The following is an 18,077-nucleotide window of genomic DNA, read 5'->3' as shown; positions in this document are numbered from 1 at the left end:
GGCACGATCAAGGCGAACTTCCCGACCCGGATCTCGTTCCAGGTGACCTCGAAGATCGACAGCCGCACGATCCTGGGCGAGATGGGGGCCGAGCAGCTCTTGGGCCAGGGCGACATGCTGTACATGGCCGGCGGCGGGCGGATCACGCGCGTGCACGGGCCGTTCTGCTCGGACGAGGAGGTGGAGAAGGTGGTGGCGCATCTCAAGCGCCAGGGCCGGCCGCAGTACCTGGAGGCGGTCACGGCCGAGGAGGACGAGGGCGGCGGGGCGGCGGCCGACGCGCCGGTGTTCGACCAGGGCGAGTTCGGGGCGCCGGGCGGGGACCTGTACGACCAGGCGGTGGCCGTGGTGCTGCGCGACAAGAAGGCCTCGACGAGCTACATCCAGCGCCGGCTCCAGATCGGCTACAACCGCGCCGCCTCGCTCATGGAGCGCATGGAAAACGAGGGCATCGTCGGCCCCGCAAACCATGCCGGGAAACGCGAGATTCTGCTTGAAACTCCGGGCATGGGAGAGGATTAAGGCGGTCTCGGAACCTTGGCCGCGGCCCTGCGTCGTTCCTGGGCCATTCCCAATGGCCGGGCAGCGTCCATGATGATGGTCCGAAGGAGACCGATTCGGATGCGTCCCGTCCTTCTTGCCGGCCTGGTGACGGCGCTCTCCGCGGGCGCCTGGCCGGCCATGGGCCAGACCTTTCCGATCGACCTGATCCTCCCGCCCGTCCGTCCGGCGAGCCAGGGCTTCGGCCCGTCGCTCCCGCACCTGCCGACCGCCTCGTTCCACCGGGCGATCCCTGTCGTGGCCGAGACCCAGCCGTCCCGCCCGGTCATTCCGAGGCCGGCCAATGCGGAACAGGTTCTGGCCGTCACCGCGCCGCTCCCGCCGAGCCGGCCCGCGACGGCGGAGCCCCACCAGACGCCGGAACCGCGGCCGGTCGCGGTCGCTTCCCGGCCCATCGTCGCCGCGGCGACGCCCGTGGCCCTGCGCCAGCCGCTGCCGAACGGCGAGGTGGTGGCGCGGGCCAATGCCTATTTCACGAACCTGACCACCCTGGTGGCCGATTTCACCCAGGTGGGCGGCGACGGGCGCCGGCTGGGCGGCACCCTCTATCTCCAGCGCCCCGGCCGGGTGCGGTTCGAGTACGATCCGCCGGCCACCCTCGAGGTGATCGCCGACGGGCGATCGGTCGCCGTGCGAGACCGCAAGCTCGCGACGCAGGACCTCTATTCCATCTCCCAGACGCCGCTGAAATTCCTCCTGCGCGAGCAGGTCAATCTCGGCCAGGACATTCGGATCACGGGCATCGCCAACGACGGCGACGGCGTGCGCATCAGCCTTGAGGATTCCTCGACGCTCGGCGGCACCTCGCGGATCGTCCTGGTGTTCGACAGCCAGGTGGAGACCCTGAACCAGTGGCGCATCGTCGACGCGCAGGGCTTCCAGACGGTGGTGATGCTCGGCAGGAGCGAGCGCGGCCGCCGGATCGACCAGGATCTGTTCAAGATCCAGTACGACATCCTGGTCGGCGGGAATAAGTAGCGAGCGCCATCGGGGATGATACCCTCGGAGACGACACCCTTCCACGTCATGCTTCCACGTCATGGCCGGGCTTGTCCCGGCCATCCCGATCGTTTGGGGCGCGGCGCTCTTCCGACCGAGATCACCGGGACAAGCCCGGTGATGACGAGAGGAGTCGGGATTGATGACCGGTCCGCCACCGGAACGGCGACACCGCGCTTCCCTCCGGGGCGAATCTGTCGTAGCCGAAGGGGATCTTCCGAAGGGCCTCCTCCCGTGCAACTGACTGTCTCGACCTGGAACATCAATTCCGTTCGCCTGCGCCTCGACCAGGTGGGCCGCTTCCTGAAGGAGCGCCGCCCCGACATCCTATGCCTGCAGGAGACCAAATGCCCGAACGACAAGCTTCCCCTGAAGGACCTGCAGGCCTTCGGCTATCCCTTCGTGGTCCATATGGGCCAGAAGGGCTATAACGGGGTCGCGATCCTGTCCCGCTATCCGTTCTCCGAGACGAGCGTGATGGAGATGTGCGGACGCCAGGACGCGCGCCACATCACCGTCACCCTGAGCCGGGAGGCCAAGGCGGCGGCCGGCCTGACGATCCATAACTTCTACGTGCCGGCCGGCGGCGACATCCCGGATCCGGAGCTCAACGAGAAATTCCGTCACAAGCTCGACTTCATGGCCGAGATGCGCTCCTGGGGCGGGCGCGCGAAGCCGACCGCGGGTCCGGCCATTCTCGTGGGCGATCTCAACGTGGCGCCCCTCGAGCACGACGTCTGGAGCCACAAGCAGCTCCTCGACGTGGTGAGCCACACCCCGGTCGAGACCGAGGCCCTGGAGGAGCTGCGCCAGGAGGCGGAGTGGATCGACGCCATGCGGGTCCTGCGACCCGAGCCCGAAAAGATCTATTCATGGTGGAGCTACCGCTCGCCCGACTGGGCGGCCGCCGACAAGGGCCGCCGGCTCGACCATGTCTGGCTGTCGAAGGGCATGGCCGGCACCCTGCGCTCCATCGACGTCACCCGCGAGACCCGCGGCTGGGAGCGTCCCTCGGACCACGCCCCCGTGACGGCCGTGCTGGAGCTGTAAAAAGCCGCCCTGCCCGTGGCTCCTTGACACCTTTTTAACCGCTTTTTGCGAAGGCTTGTGCACGATTTTCCTAAGGTAAATACCCGTGCAGTTCCTCGCCAACCGGAAGCTTTCCCATCTCACCACGGCCGCCATGGTGGCGTTCGTCGTGCTGACCGCCGCCGCGCTGTTCGCGGTTGTCGCCCTTCAGACCCGCCAGGACGTGGAGACCAAGGCGCTCGCCCAGCTCCAGTCCAACGTGCGCACCTTCGTGGGCATCCTGCGCGGCTCCATCGACAGCCTGAGCGTGAAGAAGGACGCCGCCGGGGCGGTCACGGGCATCACGGTGAACGACGACGCGGTGTTCTACAGCGACGAGCTCGCCGACCGCATCGCGGAGGCCACGCAGGCCCCGGCCACCCTGTTCGTGAAGGACAAGGCCAGCGGCAACTTCATCCGCCGGGCCACCAACATGCGCAATCCCGACGGGTCCCGCGCGGTCGGAACCGCCATGGACCGCAACGGCGTCGTCTTCCCGATCGTGTCGGCCGGCGGCACCTATGTGGGCAAGGCCTCCATCCTGGGAGCCGACTATCTCCTGGTGAACCTGCCGGTCTTCGGCCAGTCCGGACAGGTGCTGGGCGTGCTCGGCAGCGGATTCCAGGTGACGGCCCTCGAAGCCTCGGCGAACCGGCTCATGTGGCAGATGGGACTGGTCTCCCTGGCGGCCGTCCTGGTGCTGACCCTGGCCGCAGTCCTGTCCGGCCGGATGCTCTTCCGCCCGATCCCGAAGCTCGCGGAGGCCATGAAGAGCCTGGCCCATGGCGAGACCGCCCTGACGGTGCCCTACCTGGCGGCCCGGAACGAGATCGGCGAGATGGCCCGCGCCGTGGAGATCTTCCGCGAGAACGCGGCCGAGCGGCAGCGGCTCTCCGTCGAGCAGGCCGCCGAGAGCGGCGCGAAGATGCAGCGCGCCCTCAAGCTGGACGAGCTGACCCGCCGGTTCGAGGCCAATGTCTCGGCCCTGACCCAGGGGCTCGCCACCGCGGCCACGGAAATGGAGGCGACCGCCCAGACCATGACGAGCACGGCCGACCGCACCAACCGGCAATCCGTCAGCGTGGCGGCGGCCGCCGAGCAGACCTCGAGCAGCGTGCAGACCGTCGCGGCGGCCACCGAGGAGATGTCGATCTCGATCCGGGAGATCGCTCGGCAGGTCCATCAATCGTCCCAGATCTCCTTCGAGGCGGTCGAGAGCGCCAAGCGCACCAACGGCATCGTGCAGGCCCTCTCCAGCAGCGCCGAGCGCATCGGCGACGTGATCACCCTGATCAACAACCTGGCCGCCCAGACCAACCTGCTGGCGCTCAACGCCACCATCGAGGCGGCCCGCGCGGGCGAGGCCGGCAAGGGCTTCGCGGTCGTGGCCTCGGAGGTGAAGAACCTCGCGACCCAGACGGCCAAGGCCACGGACGAGATCGGCTCGCAGATCGCCCAGATCCAGGGCGCCACCCAGGAGGCCGTGGGGGCGATCCACGGCATCCAGACCATCATCGACCAGATCTCGGCCATCTCGACCGGGATCGCGGCCGCCATGGAGGAACAGGGCGCCACCACGGGGGAGATCTCCCGCAGCGTCCAGGAGGCCGCCCGCGGCACCGGCCAGGTGACGGACTCGATCGAGAGCGTGAAGCACGGGGCCGGCGAGACGGGGGCTGCGGCCACCCAGGTCCTGGGCGCCGCCCACGAGCTCGCCCGCTACGCGGAGAACCTGAGCCGCGAGGTCGACGTCTTCCTGAGCGACGTCAAGGCGGCGTAAGGGGCCTTCCCTTACGTCTCGTCCGGCGCCTTCGGGGGAATCTCCCCGCCGTCGATGGCGATGAGCTGCTGGCGAACGCGCTCCAGGCCCTCCGTGAGGCGGGCGAGCTCGTCCGCCATCGCGTCCTGGATGGCCGCGGCCGCGTCCGGGAACTCCTCCAGCACCCGGCGCATGAGGCTCGGGGTGACCCGGATGACGGCTGAGGGCTCGCGGGCCGTGGCGGTGGCGCGGCGCTCGATGCGGGCGAACAGGGCCGCCTGCCCGATCAGGGCGCCGGGACCGGCCAGGAAGACCTCGGGCGAGCCGTCGTCCTTGGCGTCGAGCGCGATGGCGCCGCGGCTCACCACGTAGCCGCCGTCCGAGCGATCACCCTTCTTGAACAGCACGTCGCCTTCCCGGTAGGTCCGGCTCTCCGACGCGAAGGCCACGAGGCGCAGGGCGTCGCGCTCCAGCAGGTTGAACAGCGGAGCCCGGCTGAGCGTGGCGATGTCGTCGTCGAGCGCCATGTCCGGTCAGGGAATCAGCTTGTAGCCGCCGGGCTCGGTGACCAGGATGCTGGCATTGGACGGGTCCGACTCGATCTTCTGGCGCAGGCGGTAGATATGCGTTTCCAGGGTGTGGGTGGTGACGTTGGAATTGTAGCCCCACACCTCCGTGAGCAGGGTGTCGCGTCCGACCACGGACTGGCCGGCCCGGTAGAGGTAGCGCAGGATCGCGGTTTCCTTTTCCGTCAGCTTGAGCTTGGAGCCCTTGTCGGTGGTGAGCAGCTTCGAGCCCGGGCGGAAGATGTAGGGCCCGATCTGGAACACCGCATCCTCGCTCGCCTCGTACTGCCGAAGCTGCGCCCGGATGCGGGCGAGCAGCACGGCGAATTTGAACGGCTTGACCACGTAGTCGTTCGCCCCCGCCTCGAGGCCCATCACGGTGTCGCTGTCCGATCCCTGGGCGGTGAGCATGATGATCGGGCTGCGGAAGCCGTTCTGGCGCATGACCTTGACCGCCTCGCGCCCGTCCATGTCCGGCAGGCCCACATCCATGATGGCAAGATCGATCCGGTCCCCTTTCACCGCATCGATGGCGCCCGTGGCGGTCTCGGCGGTCGCAACCTGAAACTCGTCATAGAATCCGAGCTGTTCGGCTAGGGTGTCGCGCAGGTCCTGATCGTCATCGACGACGAGGAGGCGGCTGGCATTCGACATCTCAAACCCTTCAACACGATGGACTGCGAAAGTCGCGAGAGCGGTCTTCAAACAGCGAAGAACCCGGACATGCCCGGGCCGGTTCATTCGCCTCCTGTCACCGCTCATGATCCGGATCGAAAATCGCCGCCTGACGCGAGAGCATCGTTCGGCAAACCGGGTTCAGGTTCTCGACGATGCGCCCGTCGGCGCGAGCCTTGAGCTTTGGATCATGCTCGATGCATAAGAGTAGTCATTCCCAGCTTGACAACAAGAGGGACCTTCCGTCCCTTCCACTGCCCATGAAACCGTCTCGCGTCAATGTCATCCGCGTGTTCCGCTCCCCGCTCGACCACTGTCGTGGGCGTCTCGAAGCCGGCAACCTCGTCGTGCCCTGTGCGCTGGGCCGCTCCGGAACGCGCCGGGCCAAGCGCGAGGGCGACGGCGCCTCGCCGGTCGGGCGGTTCCGGATCCTGCAGGGCTTCTACCGCCCTGATCACGGCCCGCGCCCCAGGACGGGCTTGGCCCTGAGGTGCATCCGCCCCGCCGACGGCTGGTCGGACGACGTGCGGGACCGGCGCTATAACCGCCTCGTCCCCCTGCCCTGCCCGACCGGCCACGAGAGGATGTGGCGGGACGACCATCTCTACGACGTGGTGCTCGACATCGCGTGGAACCGCGGCCCGGTCGTGAAGGGCCGCGGCAGCGCCATCTTCCTCCACCTCGCCCGCCCGGGATTCCTGCCCACGGAGGGCTGCGTGGCCGTCGAGCGTCGCATGATCCGCCGCCTCATGGAGCGGATCGGGCCGCACACGCGCATCGAGATCGTGGGGTGAGCCCGGTCAACCTCCCGTCATGGGCTCGCTTGTCCCGGCCGCCCCGATCACTGAGGCACGGGGCTGTCCGGATCGGGATCACCGGCACGAGGCCGGTGATGACGTCGAGGATTGGACCCTCACCCGGCCAGGCTCTCATAGAACCCCTCCGGACCCTCGATCTCGCGGATTCTGCCCCGGTCGATGAGGAGGAAGCGGGTCCCGACGGTTTTCACGAAGCTCCGGTCGTGGGACACCACGATGCAGGTGGCCTGCGTCTCGAGGATCTACGCCTCCAACTGCTCGCGGCCCGGGATGTCCACGTGGTTGGTGGGCTCGTCCATGAGATAGACGTTGGGCGCGGACAGGCGCAACGCCAGGAGGCCGAGCCGCGCCTTCTGGCCCGGTGACAATCGGGCGATGGGAAGACCCTGCCGGTCGATGGAGAAGCCCGCCTCCGCCAGCACGGCGCGGCTGCGCTGATCGCCGAGGCGGAAGCGCGACGGGATGAAGTCGTGCGCCGTGCTCCCGTCGGGCAATTGTCCCATGTCCTGGTCCACGTAGCCGAGCGCGAGGCTCGGGCTCGTGCGGATTCCCGGAAGGCCCTCCGGCCGGGTCATCGCCGCGTTCAGCAGCCGGACGAACTGCGACTTGCCGGCACCGTTGCGGCCGAGCACCACGACACGGTCGCCCTGCGCCACGGCGAGCTTCGGAATCGTGAACAGCCGCCTCCCGTCCGGGGCCTGGACGTCGACGTTCTCCACCGCCACGAGCACCCGCGCATGGGTGCCCCGGTTGCCGAGCCGGATCTCGCCCGGCCGCTCCCGGTGCAGGGAGCGTGCGCTCTGCTCCAGCGCGTCGGCCCGGCGCCGGATCTGGGCTGATTTCACCTGCGCGGCATCGCTGCCGCTGTTGATGCCCACGTTGCGCAGTTCCTGGGCGCTCTCGCGCAGGCGCTTGACCTCGCGCAGGGTCTTGTCGCGCTGCGTCTTGGCGGCCGCGTCGTGCTCCTCGAGCAGGGCGCGGGCGCGCCGGTAGGGATGCGCGAAGGCGACGGATTCCCCGGGCCGCAGGAACAGGGTCTTGGTCGTGCAGGCATCGAGCAAGTCGCGGTCGTGGCTCGCCACCACGATCGGGGCGGTGAAACCCGCCAGGTTGATCCAGGCTTCCAGGGTAAAGAGCTTTTCGAGATCGAGATGGTTCGTGGGCTCGTCGAGGAGGAGAAGGTCGGGCTCGGCGATCCACGCGCGGGCGATCAGCGCGAGCCGCTGCCAGCCGCCGCTCAGCGCCCGCATGGGCCGGGTGCGCAGATCGGCCGGGGCGTCGAATTCGTCGAGCACCATGTCGACGCGCCAGTCCTGGCTCGCGCGCTCGCCCGCCGGCAGGGCCCTTAGCAGCACGTCGTGCAGCGACAGGTCGGCGAGACCGGCGGGAACGTCCTGCTCGACAAGGGCGACGCGCAGGCCGCGCGGGCGCACGATGTCGCCCTCGGTCGGCTCGGTGAGGCCGGCGAGGCATTTCAGAAGGGTCGATTTTCCGGCCCCGTTGGCGGCCACGAGGCCGATGCGGTCGCCCTGGCCGATGACGAGGTTCAGGTTCCGGAACAGGGGGTTTGGGCGACGACGGTGACATTGCGAAGGCTCAGGGAGGCCATGGGAGGATCTCACGGGTGCGACGCGCCGGGGCGAAGGCCCTCGAAACGCGAACAATCTGGAACGTGTCAGACGCGCCGGATCCTTGCAGAGCCACGGACGCGGGTGAGCCGTTCAGAGCTGACCGGAGTGAGATGAGGACGGAGAAAAGCCGTCAGATCAGCTCGATGGCCGGCCCTGCAACAAGCTGCTGCAGGGCGTGCCCGGGGCCGAACGTGCGTTGATGCATCGCTTCAATCATGCAGCCCTCCCCGGTTCGACATGGTGGATCGAGACAAGAAGCTTAACCGGAAATGGCCGCGGCTGCAATCTCGGATGCCGGCCGGCGCTTGACGAAGTCCACGAAGGCGCGCAGGGGCGCGGGCATGTGGCGGCGGCTCGGGTAATAGAGGAAGGGTCCGGAAAAGGGCTGCTGCCAATCCTCCAGCACCGGCTCGAGGGCGCCGCTCGCGAACTCGTTCTCCAGAAACCCCGCGAAGGTGGCGATCAGCCCGAGGCCCTGCAGGGCGGCGGCGATCTCCAGGTCGATGCTGTTGGCAATGACCCGGGCGGTGGGCGTGATCTTCACGACCTCGCCGTCGCGCTCGAACTCCCAGGGATGCATGATGCCGCTGGCGAAGCGGTGCCGGATGCAGGCGTGGTTCAGGATGTCCCTCGGGTGCGAGGGCCGTCCGTGGGCGGCGAAATAGGCCGGCGCCCCCGCCACCGCGAAGCGCTGGCTGCGCGGACCGATCGGCACGGCGATCATGTCCTTCTCCAGCCGCTCGTCATAGCGGATCCCGGCGTCGAATCCCGCCGCCAGCACGTCGACGAAGCTGTCGTCGGTGGCGACCTCCAGGGTAATGCCGGAATGGGTGGCGAGAAACGGCCCGATGAGTCGCGGCAGCACGAGACGGGCCACGGCCGTGGGGACGTTGAGCCGCAAGGTGCCGGTGGGCGAATCGCGAAAGCCGTTCACTGCATCGAGGGCGGCCGCGACCTCGCTCAAGGCGGGTCCCAGGCGTTCCAGGAGGCGCTGGCCGGCCTCGGTCGGCGTGACGCTGCGGGTGGTCCGGTTGAGCAGGCGCACGCCGAGCCGCGCCTCCAGCCGGCGCAGGGCTTCGCTCAGGGACGAGGCCGAGACGCCGCGCAGCCGCGCCACGCTGCGGAAGCTGCGCGCCCGCGCGACCGCCGCGAAGGCTTCGAGATCCGCCAGATCCACATCGCTCATTGTTCGAAAATCCAAACAGCCTGTTCCGGTTATGCCGGATTATCGCACGAACTGGAAGCAGGCATGATCCGTTCATGCCGGCAAGACCCGCCGGCCGCCATTTTCAGGAGATCAGACAATGCAACAGCGCCATCTAGGAAAAACCGGTCCCTCCGTATCGGCCCTCGGCCTCGGCTGCATGGGGATGTCCGGCATGTACGGACCGGCGGATCGGGCCGAGAGCATCGCCACGATCCATGCGGCGCTCGACGCCGGCATCACCCTGCTCGACACGGGCGACTTCTACGGCATGGGCCACAACGAGATGCTGATCGGCGAGGCCCTCCAGGCCCGCAACCGGGACCGGGCCCTGATCAGCGTCAAGTTCGGCGCCATGCGCGAGCCGTCCGGCGCCTGGCTCGGCTACGATGCCCGGCCGCAGGCGGTCAAAAGCTTCCTCGCCTATACGCTGCAGCGCCTGAGGGTCGATCATATCGACATCTACCGCCCCGCACGGCTCGATCCGAACGTGCCGATCGAGGAGACCATCGGGGCCATCGCCGACATGGTGAAGGCCGGCTATGTGCGCCATATCGGCCTGTCCGAGGGCGGCGCCGACACGATCCGCCGGGCGGCGGCCGTGCATCCGATCTGCGACCTGCAGATCGAGTATTCCCTCATCTCCCGGGGCATCGAGGACGCGATCCTGCCCGCCTGCCGCGCACTCGGTATCGGCCTCACGGCCTATGGGGTGCTCTCCCGCGGGCTGATCAGCGGCCATTGGAGCAAGGGTCAGGCGGGCGCCGGCGATTTCCGCGCCCATAGCCCGCGCTTCCAGGACGGCAACGTGGAGCGGAACCTGGCGCTGGTGGAGGCGCTCAAGGGCGTGGCGGAGGCCAAGGGCGTCAGCGTGGCGCAGATCGCCATCGCCTGGGTGGCCGCCCAGGGCGATGACATCGTGCCGCTCGTCGGCGCCCGACGCCGGGATCGGTTGCAGGAAGCGCTCGGAGCCCTCGACGTGCGGCTGACGCGCGAGGATCTCGCGGCCATCGAGCAGGCCGTGCCGAAGGGCGCCGCCGCGGGCGACCGCTACGCCGCGCCCCAGATGGCCATGCTGGACAGCGAGCGGGGGTAAGCGGTGTTCTCGTCGCCGGTCGGGGTGGCCGGCTGGCATCGCCGCTGAGGCCCTTTCCCCCGTCATCACCGGGCTTGTCCCGGTGATCCCGATCCAGAGACCCGCTGTGCTCTTCCGATCGGGATGGCCGGCGAGACGTGGGTGATGACCGGCCGGCCATGAGGTGACGAATGGCACGGTCGGGAGAAGATGGACCGCAGGGCTCCGTGAATCAGCCCCTTGCCGGGACGGAGGATGTCCCCTCCCCGATCCTCGGCCCGACCTGCGCGCGCATGAAGGCGAGATACGCGTCCTCCGACGTCTCGCGGCGGGCGGCGACCAGGGGCTTGATGTCGTCGGTAGCGACATAACGCAGCCGGTCGGTGCCGTCGGTGGCCGCCGTCCAGATCACCTCGGCCACCTCCTCGCTCGTCGCATCGGCTCGGGCGGCGCGCAGCCCGGCGAAGACCGCCTGAGCGCCCCTCACGAACGGCTCGTAATCGGACGGGACCATGGATCTGGCAGCCTCTTCGCCGCTGCGCCTGCCGAACCGGGTGCTGGTGACACCGCCGGGCTCGACGATCTTCACGGCGATGCCGAGGCTCGCGAGCTCATAGGACAGGGATTCCGAAAAGCCCTCCAGGGCGAATTTCGACGCGCAGTAGAGCGAGATCATCGGCAGGGCGAAGACGCCCGCGCCCGAGCTGACGTTGACGATCACGCCCGCGCGGTTCGCGCGCAAATGCGGCAGGACGGCCCGGGTCACGTCCATGAGGCCGAACAGGTTGACATCGAACTGCTCCCGGATCTTGTCGCGCGACGTTCCCTCGAACACCCCGAACAAGCCGAAGCCCGCATTGTTCACGAGCACGTCCAGGCGGCCGAAGCGGGCGATCCCGGCCGCCACCGCCGCGTCGATGCTCGCCTGGTCCTGAACGTCGAGCCGGGTGACGAGCACATTGTCGAGGGCGGCCAGGGCCGCTCCCGCCTCGGGACGGCGCATGGTGGCGATGACGTTCCACCCGCGGGAGGCGAAGAGCCGGGCGGTCGCCTCGCCGAATCCGGTCGAAGCGCCGGTCATCAGAACGGTACGGGTCATGGGAAAAGCTCCTGTGTTGAAGCCCCCCTTATGGATCCGCGCCATTGTTGTGATAATCCGTTCAATCCTGCACGGGATGATGAAGGATTTTACACAATGGCCGATCTTGGCCTCGGCGACCTCAAGGCTCTGGCAGCCGTGGCGGCTCATCGCAGCTTCCGGGCCGCGGCGCTCGATCTCGGCCTGTCGCCCTCTTCCCTCAGCCATATTGTGGCGAACCTCGAAAAGCGCCTTGGAGTGCGGCTCTTCAACCGCACGACCCGCAGCGTCTCGGTGACCGAGGCCGGCGAGGCTTTCCTGACCCGGGTCCAGCCGGCCCTGCGGGAGCTCGAGGATGCGGTCGAGACGGTCAACCGCTACCGGCAGACCCCGGCGGGCCTCCTGCGCCTGAACACCTCCGAGGGCGCGGCCATGCGGGTCCTGCCGGTCCTCCTCGATTTCATGCAGTCCTATCCCGACATGCGGGTCGACGTGGTTTGCGAGGGGCGGATGGTGGACATCGTGGCCGGCGGTTTCGACGCGGGCCTGCGCATCGCGGAGGCCGTGCCGCAGGAGATGGTGTCCGTGCCGCTGGGGCTCGACGAGGAATTCGCCGTGGTGGGAGCGCCCGATTATCTGTCGTCCCACGGCATGCCCCAGAATCCGGCCGACCTGTTCGAGCACGAATGCATCCGCACCCGCCTGCCGAGCGGGACGATCTATCGGTGGGAATTCGAGCGCTCGGGCGAGGAGATCCGCCTCGACGTCCCGGGCCGCCTGACCTTGGGAACCCACGACCTCGGCCTGCAGGCGGCCCGGGCCGGCGCCGGCCTCGCTTATGTCAATCGGCGCTCGGCGGAACAGGACCTCGCGACCGGGCGTCTGGTGCGCGTCCTGGCCGAGTGGACGCCGCCTTTTGCGGGCATCTGCCTCTATTATCCGCGCCAGCGCCTGCCCTCGGCGGGCCTCAGGGCCTTCATCGACCATTTCCAGGCCGCACGCAGGCGCTGACGGATCCTTCGCCCCGATGCAGTCTCAGGCCTTCGACGGCCTTGCCCCGAAGATCGCGCTGCCCACCCGCACATGGGTGGCGCCGAGCTGGATCGCCGCATCGAAATCGGCACTCATGCCCATGGACAGCATCCCGAGCCCATGGTGCCTCGCGATGGTGTTGAGCAGGGCGAAATGGGGCGACGGCGGGTCCTCGGCCGGCGGGATGCACATGAGGCCATCCACCTGCAATCCATACGTGTTGCGGCAGGCCTCGAGGAAGGCGTCGATCTCAGTCGGGATCACGCCGCCCTTCTGCGGCTCCTCGCCGGTGTTCACCTGAACCAGCAGGCGGGGCGTCCGGCCCTGCCGGGCGATCTCCCGGGCGAGCGCCTCGGCGAGCGACGGGCGGTCGAGCGTGTGGATCACGTCGAAGAGTTCCACGGCCTCGCGGGCCTTGTTGGACTGGAGCGGACCGATCATGTGGAGCTCCACGTCGGAAAAGCGCTCCCGCAGGGCCGGCCACTTGGCTTTGGCTTCCTGCACGTAATTCTCGCCGAAGACGCGCTGGCCCGCGGCGAGCACCGGCTCGATGGCCTCGGCCGGAAAGGTCTTCGAGACCGCCACGAGGGTGATGCCCGACGGGTCGCGCCCGTAATCGGACGCCGCGCGCCGGATACTCTCCTGCACCTGCCTCAGGCCGTCGACCGCGTGGTTGTCGCTCATGGGATCCTCTTAAAGCCGCCTCGCGCGCGCGAAACCGTTGACCGCGCGGGAGAGCTGTGTCCTAGTCCGCCGCAACGTGGCGGCGCAAGCCGCTTGAATCGTTGAAGCATGATCCGGTGACGGGGATGCCGGCCCACCGATACGATCATGCGATGATGGGAACAAGAGAGCAGGAAGCCCTTCCTGCTCGAAATGACGGATGATTGACGAGACATGAGGCCCGAGCGCTACAACGCCAAGGAAGCCGAGCTGAAATGGCGGAAGGTCTGGAACGACCGCGACCTGTTCCGGACGAACAACGACGACCCGCGTCCGAAATACTACGTGCTCGAGATGTTCCCCTATCCGTCGGGACGCATCCACATGGGCCACGTGCGCAACTACACCATGGGCGACGTGGTGGCGCGCTACAAGCGCGCCCGCGGCTTCAACGTGCTCCATCCCATGGGCTGGGACGCCTTCGGCATGCCGGCCGAGAACGCCGCGATGCAGAACAAGGTCCACCCGAAGGAATGGACCTATGCCAACATCGCCACCATGCGCGCCCAGCTGCAGAGCATGGGCCTGGCCATCGACTGGAGCCGCGAGATCGCGACCTGCGATCCGAGCTACTACAAGCACCAGCAGCGCATGTTCCTGGACTTCCTGGAGGCGGGCCTCGTCGACCGCAAGACCGCCAAGGTGAACTGGGACCCGGTCGACCATACGGTTCTGGCCAACGAGCAGGTGATCGACGGGCGCGGCTGGCGCTCCGGCGCCCTGGTCGAGCAGCGCGAGCTGACCCAGTGGTTCCTGAAGATCACCGATTTCGCGCAGGATCTCGACGACCGCCTCGACACCCTGGACCGCTGGCCCGAGAAGGTGCGCCTGATGCAGCGCAACTGGATCGGCCGCTCGGAAGGGCTGCTGGTCCGCTTCGCCCTGGCTCCTGAGACCGTGCCGAACGGCGAGACCGAGCTGCAGATCTATACGACGCGGCCCGACACCCTGTTCGGCGCCAAGTTCATGGCCGTCGCGCCCGATCATCCGCTGGCCAAGGCCGCGGCCGCGAAGAACCCGGAACTGGCCGCCTTCATCGAAGAGGCCAAGCGCATGGGCACGGCCCAGGAGGCTATCGACAAGGCGGAGAAACTGGGCTTCGACACGGGGATCCGTGCCCTGCATCCGTTCGACCCGAACTGGACCCTGCCGGTCTACGTGGCGAACTTCATCCTGATGGAATACGGCACCGGCGCCATCTTCGGCTGCCCGGCGCACGACCAGCGCGACCTGGACTTCGTCAACAAGTACGGCCTGGGCAACACCCCCGTGGTTTGCCCGCCCGACGTGGATCCGGCGAGCTTCGTCGTGACCGACGTGGCCTATGACGGCGACGGCCGGATGATCAATTCCCGCTTCCTCGACGGCATGACCATCGAGGAGGCGAAGGAGGAGGTCGCCCGGCGTCTGGAGGCCGAGACCCGCGGCAATCACGCGGTGGCCGAGCGCAAGGTGAACTTCCGCCTGCGCGACTGGGGCATCTCGCGCCAGCGCTACTGGGGCTGCCCGATCCCGGTCATCCATTGCGAGGCCTGCGGCGTCGTGCCGGTGCCGAAGGACCAGCTGCCCGTGGTGCTGCCGGAGGACGTGTCCTTCGACGTGCCGGGCAACCCGCTCGACCGCCATCCGACCTGGAAGCACGTGGATTGCCCGCAATGCGGCGGCAAGGCCCGGCGCGAGACGGACACCATGGATACCTTCGTGGATTCGTCCTGGTACTTCGCGCGCTTCACCGACCCGACCCTCGTCGACAAGCCGACGGACCGGGCGACCGTGGACCGCTGGCTTCCGGTCGACCAGTATATCGGCGGCATCGAGCATGCGATCCTGCACCTGCTCTATTCGCGCTTCTTCACCCGGGCGATGAGGAAGACCGGCCATGCGGGCCTCGACGAGCCCTTCGCCGGCCTGTTCACGCAGGGCATGGTGGTGCACGAGACCTACAAGGATCAGAGCGGCGGCTGGGTGCTGCCCGCCGACGTGCGCTTCGAGGTGCAAGGCGCAACCCGCAAGGCCTTCCATGTGGAGACCGGCGCGCCGATCGAGATCGGCTCGATCGAGAAGATGTCGAAGTCCAAGAAGAACACGGTCGATCCGGACGAGATCATCGCGTCTTATGGGGCCGACACGGCGCGGTGGTTCATGCTCTCCGACTCGCCGCCGGAGCGCGACGTGATCTGGACCGAGGAGGGCGTGCAGGGCGCCGGCCGGTTCGTGCAGCGCGTCTGGCGCCTCGTGGGCGACATCGCCGAGCGCATCGGCGGCGACGGCGCGTCCGGCGACGGTCCGATCGCGCTGGCGGTCCGCAAGGCGGCGCACAAGGCGCTGGCGGCCGTCGAGGACGACGTGGAGCGCCTGCGCTTCAACCGCTGCGTGGCCCATCTCTACGAGCTCGCCAACGCCCTGCAGGACTTGGCGAACCGGGCCAAGACCAGCGACGAGCCCGGCCTGGGCCGGGCCTTCACCGAGGCCGGGCGCATCTTCGTGCAGCTGCTCGCCCCGATGATGCCGCACCTGGCCGAGGAGTGCTGGGAGTCCTTGGGCCAGCCCGGCCTCGTGTCCGACACGGCCTGGCCGGCGGTCGACCGGTCCCTGCTGGTCGAGGACACGGTCACCTTGCCGGTGCAGGTCAACGGCAAGAAACGCGCCGACGTGACGGTTGCCCGCGATGCCGATCAGGCTACCATCGAGGCGGCTGTGCTCTCGCTCGATGGCGTGCAAAAGGCTATGGAAGGGAAGCCCGCCCGCAAGTTCATCGTGGTTCCCCAAAGGATCGTGAATGTCGTCGTTTAACCTGAAAGGTCTCGCCCCCGTCGTTCTCGTGGCAGGCCTGTCTCTCGGCCTGTCCGCCTGCTTCCGGCCGCTCTACGGCCCGACGGCCTCGGGCGAGTCGCTCCAGACGGTGCTGGCCTCCATCGACGTGCCGGAGGTGAAGTGGCCGCCGGCGCTCGCGAATTCGGGACATTACCTGCGCAGCGAGCTGGTCTACCTGCTCAACGGCTCGGGATCGGACACCCCCAAGCGCTACAGCCTGAAGCTGGCGTTGCAGGAAAGCCGGTCGAGTCCGGTGGTCGACACCGAGACCGGCACGGCGAGTTCGGTCATCGTGGGCGGCACCCTGACCTATACCCTGACGAGCCTCGACGGAAAGACCGTGGTCACGCAGGGCACGGCGACCTCCACGACGAGCTTCGACCGCTTCCCGCAGCGCTTCGCCAACATCCGGGCGGGACGGGATGCGGAGATCAGGCTCGCCAGGGACCTGGCGCAGCAGGTGAGAACCCGGCTGTCGGCGGCGCTGGCCACGGCCAGCTGACGCCGATGGTCGCCGTCAAAGCCGGTGACGTGGATGGGGCGCTGCGGCGCCCCGACGCCCGTATCGGCGTATTCCTGTTCTATGGGCCCGACACGGGCCTGATCAACGAGCGCGCCCGCTCGGTGGCCGAGCGTGCCGTGGAGGATCCCTCCGACCCGTTCCAGCTCATTCGCATCGACGGCGCCGACATCGCGGCCGACCCGGCCCGTCTCGCGGACGAGGCCGGCACCATGGGGCTGTTCGGGTCCAAGCGCGCCATCTGGGTGAAATCCACCTCGCGCAATATCGCCCCGGCCGTCGATACGGTCCTCAAGGGAGAGCTGCAGGACACGGTGATCGTCATCGAGGGCGGCGACCTCCAGAAATCATCTCCCCTGCGGACCCTCTGCGAGCGTTCGCAGAAGGCGCTGGCGCTGCCCTGTTATGCGGATACGGGCCGCGACCTCGGCACCGTGGTCGACGAGACCTTGAAGGCGAACGGCTTCTCGATTCAGCGCGAGGCCAGGACCGCCCTGATCGCAAGCCTCGGCGGCGACCGGCTCGCCACCCGGGGCGAACTCGCCAAGCTGATGCTCTACGCCCATGGTCAGAGCGAGATCACGCTCGCCGACGTGGATGCGATCATGAGCGACGTGTCCAGCCTCGCCATGGACGCGGTGATCGACGCCGCCTTCGCGGGCGAAGGCGCGGGTCTCGAGACGGGCTCGCGGCGCCTGGCCGCCGAGGGGGTGAATGCCTCCGTGCTGCTGGGCGCAGCGCTCCGTCATGCCCTGATGCTGCTGACCGCGCGCCTTTCCGTAGAGGAGGGTCGGCCGATCCCGGCCGTGATGGAGACCCTGCGCAGCCTGCATTTCCGGCGCAAACCCCTCGTGGAGCGTCATCTGCAGCGCTGGACGAGCGGCACTCTCCGGAGCGCGATCGCCCTCCTGCAGGCCAGCCTCCTTCAGACCCGCCGCCTGGCCGATCTCGACGATACGATCGCGGCGAAGACCCTGCTCGACATCGCCCGGGCAGCGCGGCGGTAGCAGCTTTCCCGTCAGAGGACGCCGCCTTCGGTCATGGCCGGTCTCGTGCCGGCCCTCCCGGTCCGGGAAGCGTTGCGCCTCACGGCATCGGGATCACCGGCACAGGGCCGGTGATGACGAGGAGAAGGTTGTGGGGGCCGGTGGCAACACCCTCCACACGTCATGGCCGGGCTTGTCCCGGCCATCCCGATCGGAAGGGCGCAACGCCTCTCGGAAGCGGGATCACCGGGACGAGCCCGGTGATGACGTGGAGAGGGTGGCATGAGGCGGTGTCAACACCTTCCCAACGTCATGGCTGGGCCTGTCCCGGTGATCCCGATTGTTTGAAGCGCAACGCCTCACCGCATCGGGATCACCGGCACAGGGCCGGTGATGACGATGAGGCAATTGCTGTCGACAGGAGGTCCTCGGGGATTGAGCCTCTTAGAGCATCGGACGGATCCCAAAAGTGCAAGTCCACTTTTGGATCCGATGCTTTAGAGCATCGGACGTGAAAAGTGGGAACCGGATTTGCGTCCGATGCTCCCAAACAAAAGCTTAAACCATC

General features: G+C 68.1%; 15 protein-coding genes and 1 pseudogene. 10 read left to right on the top strand and 6 right to left on the bottom strand.

What is annotated here, in order from left to right:
* The 4 genes from NF876_RS26545 to NF876_RS26530 all read left to right on the top strand — a co-directional run.
* Positions 1 to 522 (top strand): DNA translocase FtsK (locus NF876_RS26545; RefSeq protein WP_315975077.1); only part of this gene is annotated, 522 nt, incomplete at its 5' end.
* Between the two features lie 99 nt (positions 523 to 621).
* Entirely contained in the window at positions 622 to 1,539 is a 918-nt protein-coding gene (locus tag NF876_RS26540; protein WP_262271365.1) for an outer-membrane lipoprotein carrier protein LolA, read from the top strand.
* A gap of 255 nt (positions 1,540 to 1,794) precedes the next feature.
* Complete coding sequence (locus tag NF876_RS26535; protein ID WP_262271364.1) at positions 1,795 to 2,610, top strand: exodeoxyribonuclease III; 816 nt, start codon at positions 1,795 to 1,797, stop codon at positions 2,608 to 2,610.
* An 85-nt stretch (positions 2,611 to 2,695) separates the two neighbouring features.
* Complete coding sequence (locus tag NF876_RS26530; RefSeq protein WP_262271363.1) at positions 2,696 to 4,408, top strand: methyl-accepting chemotaxis protein; 1,713 nt, start codon at positions 2,696 to 2,698, stop codon at positions 4,406 to 4,408.
* A gap of 11 nt (positions 4,409 to 4,419) precedes the next feature.
* Here NF876_RS26530 and NF876_RS26525 read toward each other — a convergent pair whose 3' ends face one another.
* Positions 4,420 to 4,914: a cyclic nucleotide-binding domain-containing protein gene (locus NF876_RS26525; RefSeq protein ID WP_262271362.1), complete on the bottom strand. Its 495-nt coding sequence runs from the start codon at positions 4,912 to 4,914 to the stop codon at positions 4,420 to 4,422.
* A 6-nt stretch (positions 4,915 to 4,920) separates the two neighbouring features.
* Entirely contained in the window at positions 4,921 to 5,607 is a 687-nt protein-coding gene (locus NF876_RS26520; protein ID WP_262271361.1) for a response regulator transcription factor, read from the bottom strand.
* 281 nt (positions 5,608 to 5,888) lie between these two features.
* Here NF876_RS26520 and NF876_RS26515 point away from each other — a divergent pair, with 281 nt between their 5' ends.
* On the top strand, positions 5,889 to 6,422 hold the full coding sequence (locus tag NF876_RS26515) for a L,D-transpeptidase family protein (RefSeq protein ID WP_262271360.1): 534 nt from the start codon (positions 5,889 to 5,891) through the stop codon (positions 6,420 to 6,422).
* A 119-nt stretch (positions 6,423 to 6,541) separates the two neighbouring features.
* Here NF876_RS26515 and NF876_RS26510 read toward each other — a convergent pair.
* A pseudogene (locus tag NF876_RS26510) lies at positions 6,542 to 8,055 on the bottom strand (ABC-F family ATP-binding cassette domain-containing protein).
* 281 nt (positions 8,056 to 8,336) lie between these two features.
* Complete coding sequence (locus tag NF876_RS26505) at positions 8,337 to 9,263, bottom strand: LysR family transcriptional regulator (RefSeq protein ID WP_262271359.1); 927 nt, start codon at positions 9,261 to 9,263, stop codon at positions 8,337 to 8,339.
* A 118-nt stretch (positions 9,264 to 9,381) separates the two neighbouring features.
* On the opposite strand from NF876_RS26505, the gene NF876_RS26500 reads away from it, so the two are divergent.
* On the top strand, positions 9,382 to 10,377 hold the full coding sequence (locus NF876_RS26500; protein ID WP_262271358.1) for an aldo/keto reductase: 996 nt from the start codon (positions 9,382 to 9,384) through the stop codon (positions 10,375 to 10,377).
* 211 nt (positions 10,378 to 10,588) lie between these two features.
* Here the strand turns inward: NF876_RS26500 and NF876_RS26495 are convergent, their stop codons facing one another.
* Positions 10,589 to 11,455 carry an SDR family oxidoreductase gene (locus NF876_RS26495; protein WP_262271357.1) on the bottom strand — a complete coding sequence of 289 codons (867 nt, stop codon included), beginning with the start codon at positions 11,453 to 11,455 and terminating at the stop codon, positions 10,589 to 10,591.
* A gap of 96 nt (positions 11,456 to 11,551) precedes the next feature.
* Between NF876_RS26495 and NF876_RS26490 the strand changes: the two genes are divergently transcribed.
* Entirely contained in the window at positions 11,552 to 12,445 is an 894-nt protein-coding gene (locus NF876_RS26490; protein ID WP_262271356.1) for a LysR family transcriptional regulator, read from the top strand.
* 24 nt (positions 12,446 to 12,469) lie between these two features.
* Here the strand turns inward: NF876_RS26490 and NF876_RS26485 are convergent, their stop codons facing one another.
* Positions 12,470 to 13,150, bottom strand: a complete 681-nt coding sequence (locus NF876_RS26485) for a YggS family pyridoxal phosphate-dependent enzyme (RefSeq protein WP_262271355.1) — start codon at positions 13,148 to 13,150, stop codon at positions 12,470 to 12,472.
* A gap of 213 nt (positions 13,151 to 13,363) precedes the next feature.
* Between NF876_RS26485 and leuS the strand changes: the two genes are divergently transcribed.
* From leuS to holA, 3 genes are read left to right on the top strand one after another with little or no spacing between them, the layout of a single operon-like run.
* A complete protein-coding gene (gene leuS / locus NF876_RS26480; RefSeq protein WP_262271354.1) occupies positions 13,364 to 15,982 on the top strand; it encodes a leucine--tRNA ligase in 2,619 nt (872 codons plus the stop codon).
* Positions 15,969 to 16,505, top strand: a complete 537-nt coding sequence (gene lptE / locus NF876_RS26475) for an LPS assembly lipoprotein LptE (RefSeq protein WP_262271353.1) — start codon at positions 15,969 to 15,971, stop codon at positions 16,503 to 16,505. Before leuS ends, lptE begins: the two co-directional genes overlap by 14 nt.
* A gap of 5 nt (positions 16,506 to 16,510) precedes the next feature.
* Positions 16,511 to 17,530, top strand: a complete 1,020-nt coding sequence (gene holA / locus NF876_RS26470) for a DNA polymerase III subunit delta (RefSeq protein ID WP_262271352.1) — start codon at positions 16,511 to 16,513, stop codon at positions 17,528 to 17,530.
* The last annotated feature ends 547 nt before the right edge of the window (positions 17,531 to 18,077 follow it).

The sequence above is a fragment of the Microvirga yunnanensis genome (assembly GCF_025460875.1).
Note: the sequence above shows the minus strand (reverse complement) of the source record. Positions and strands in the feature narration are given on the sequence as shown.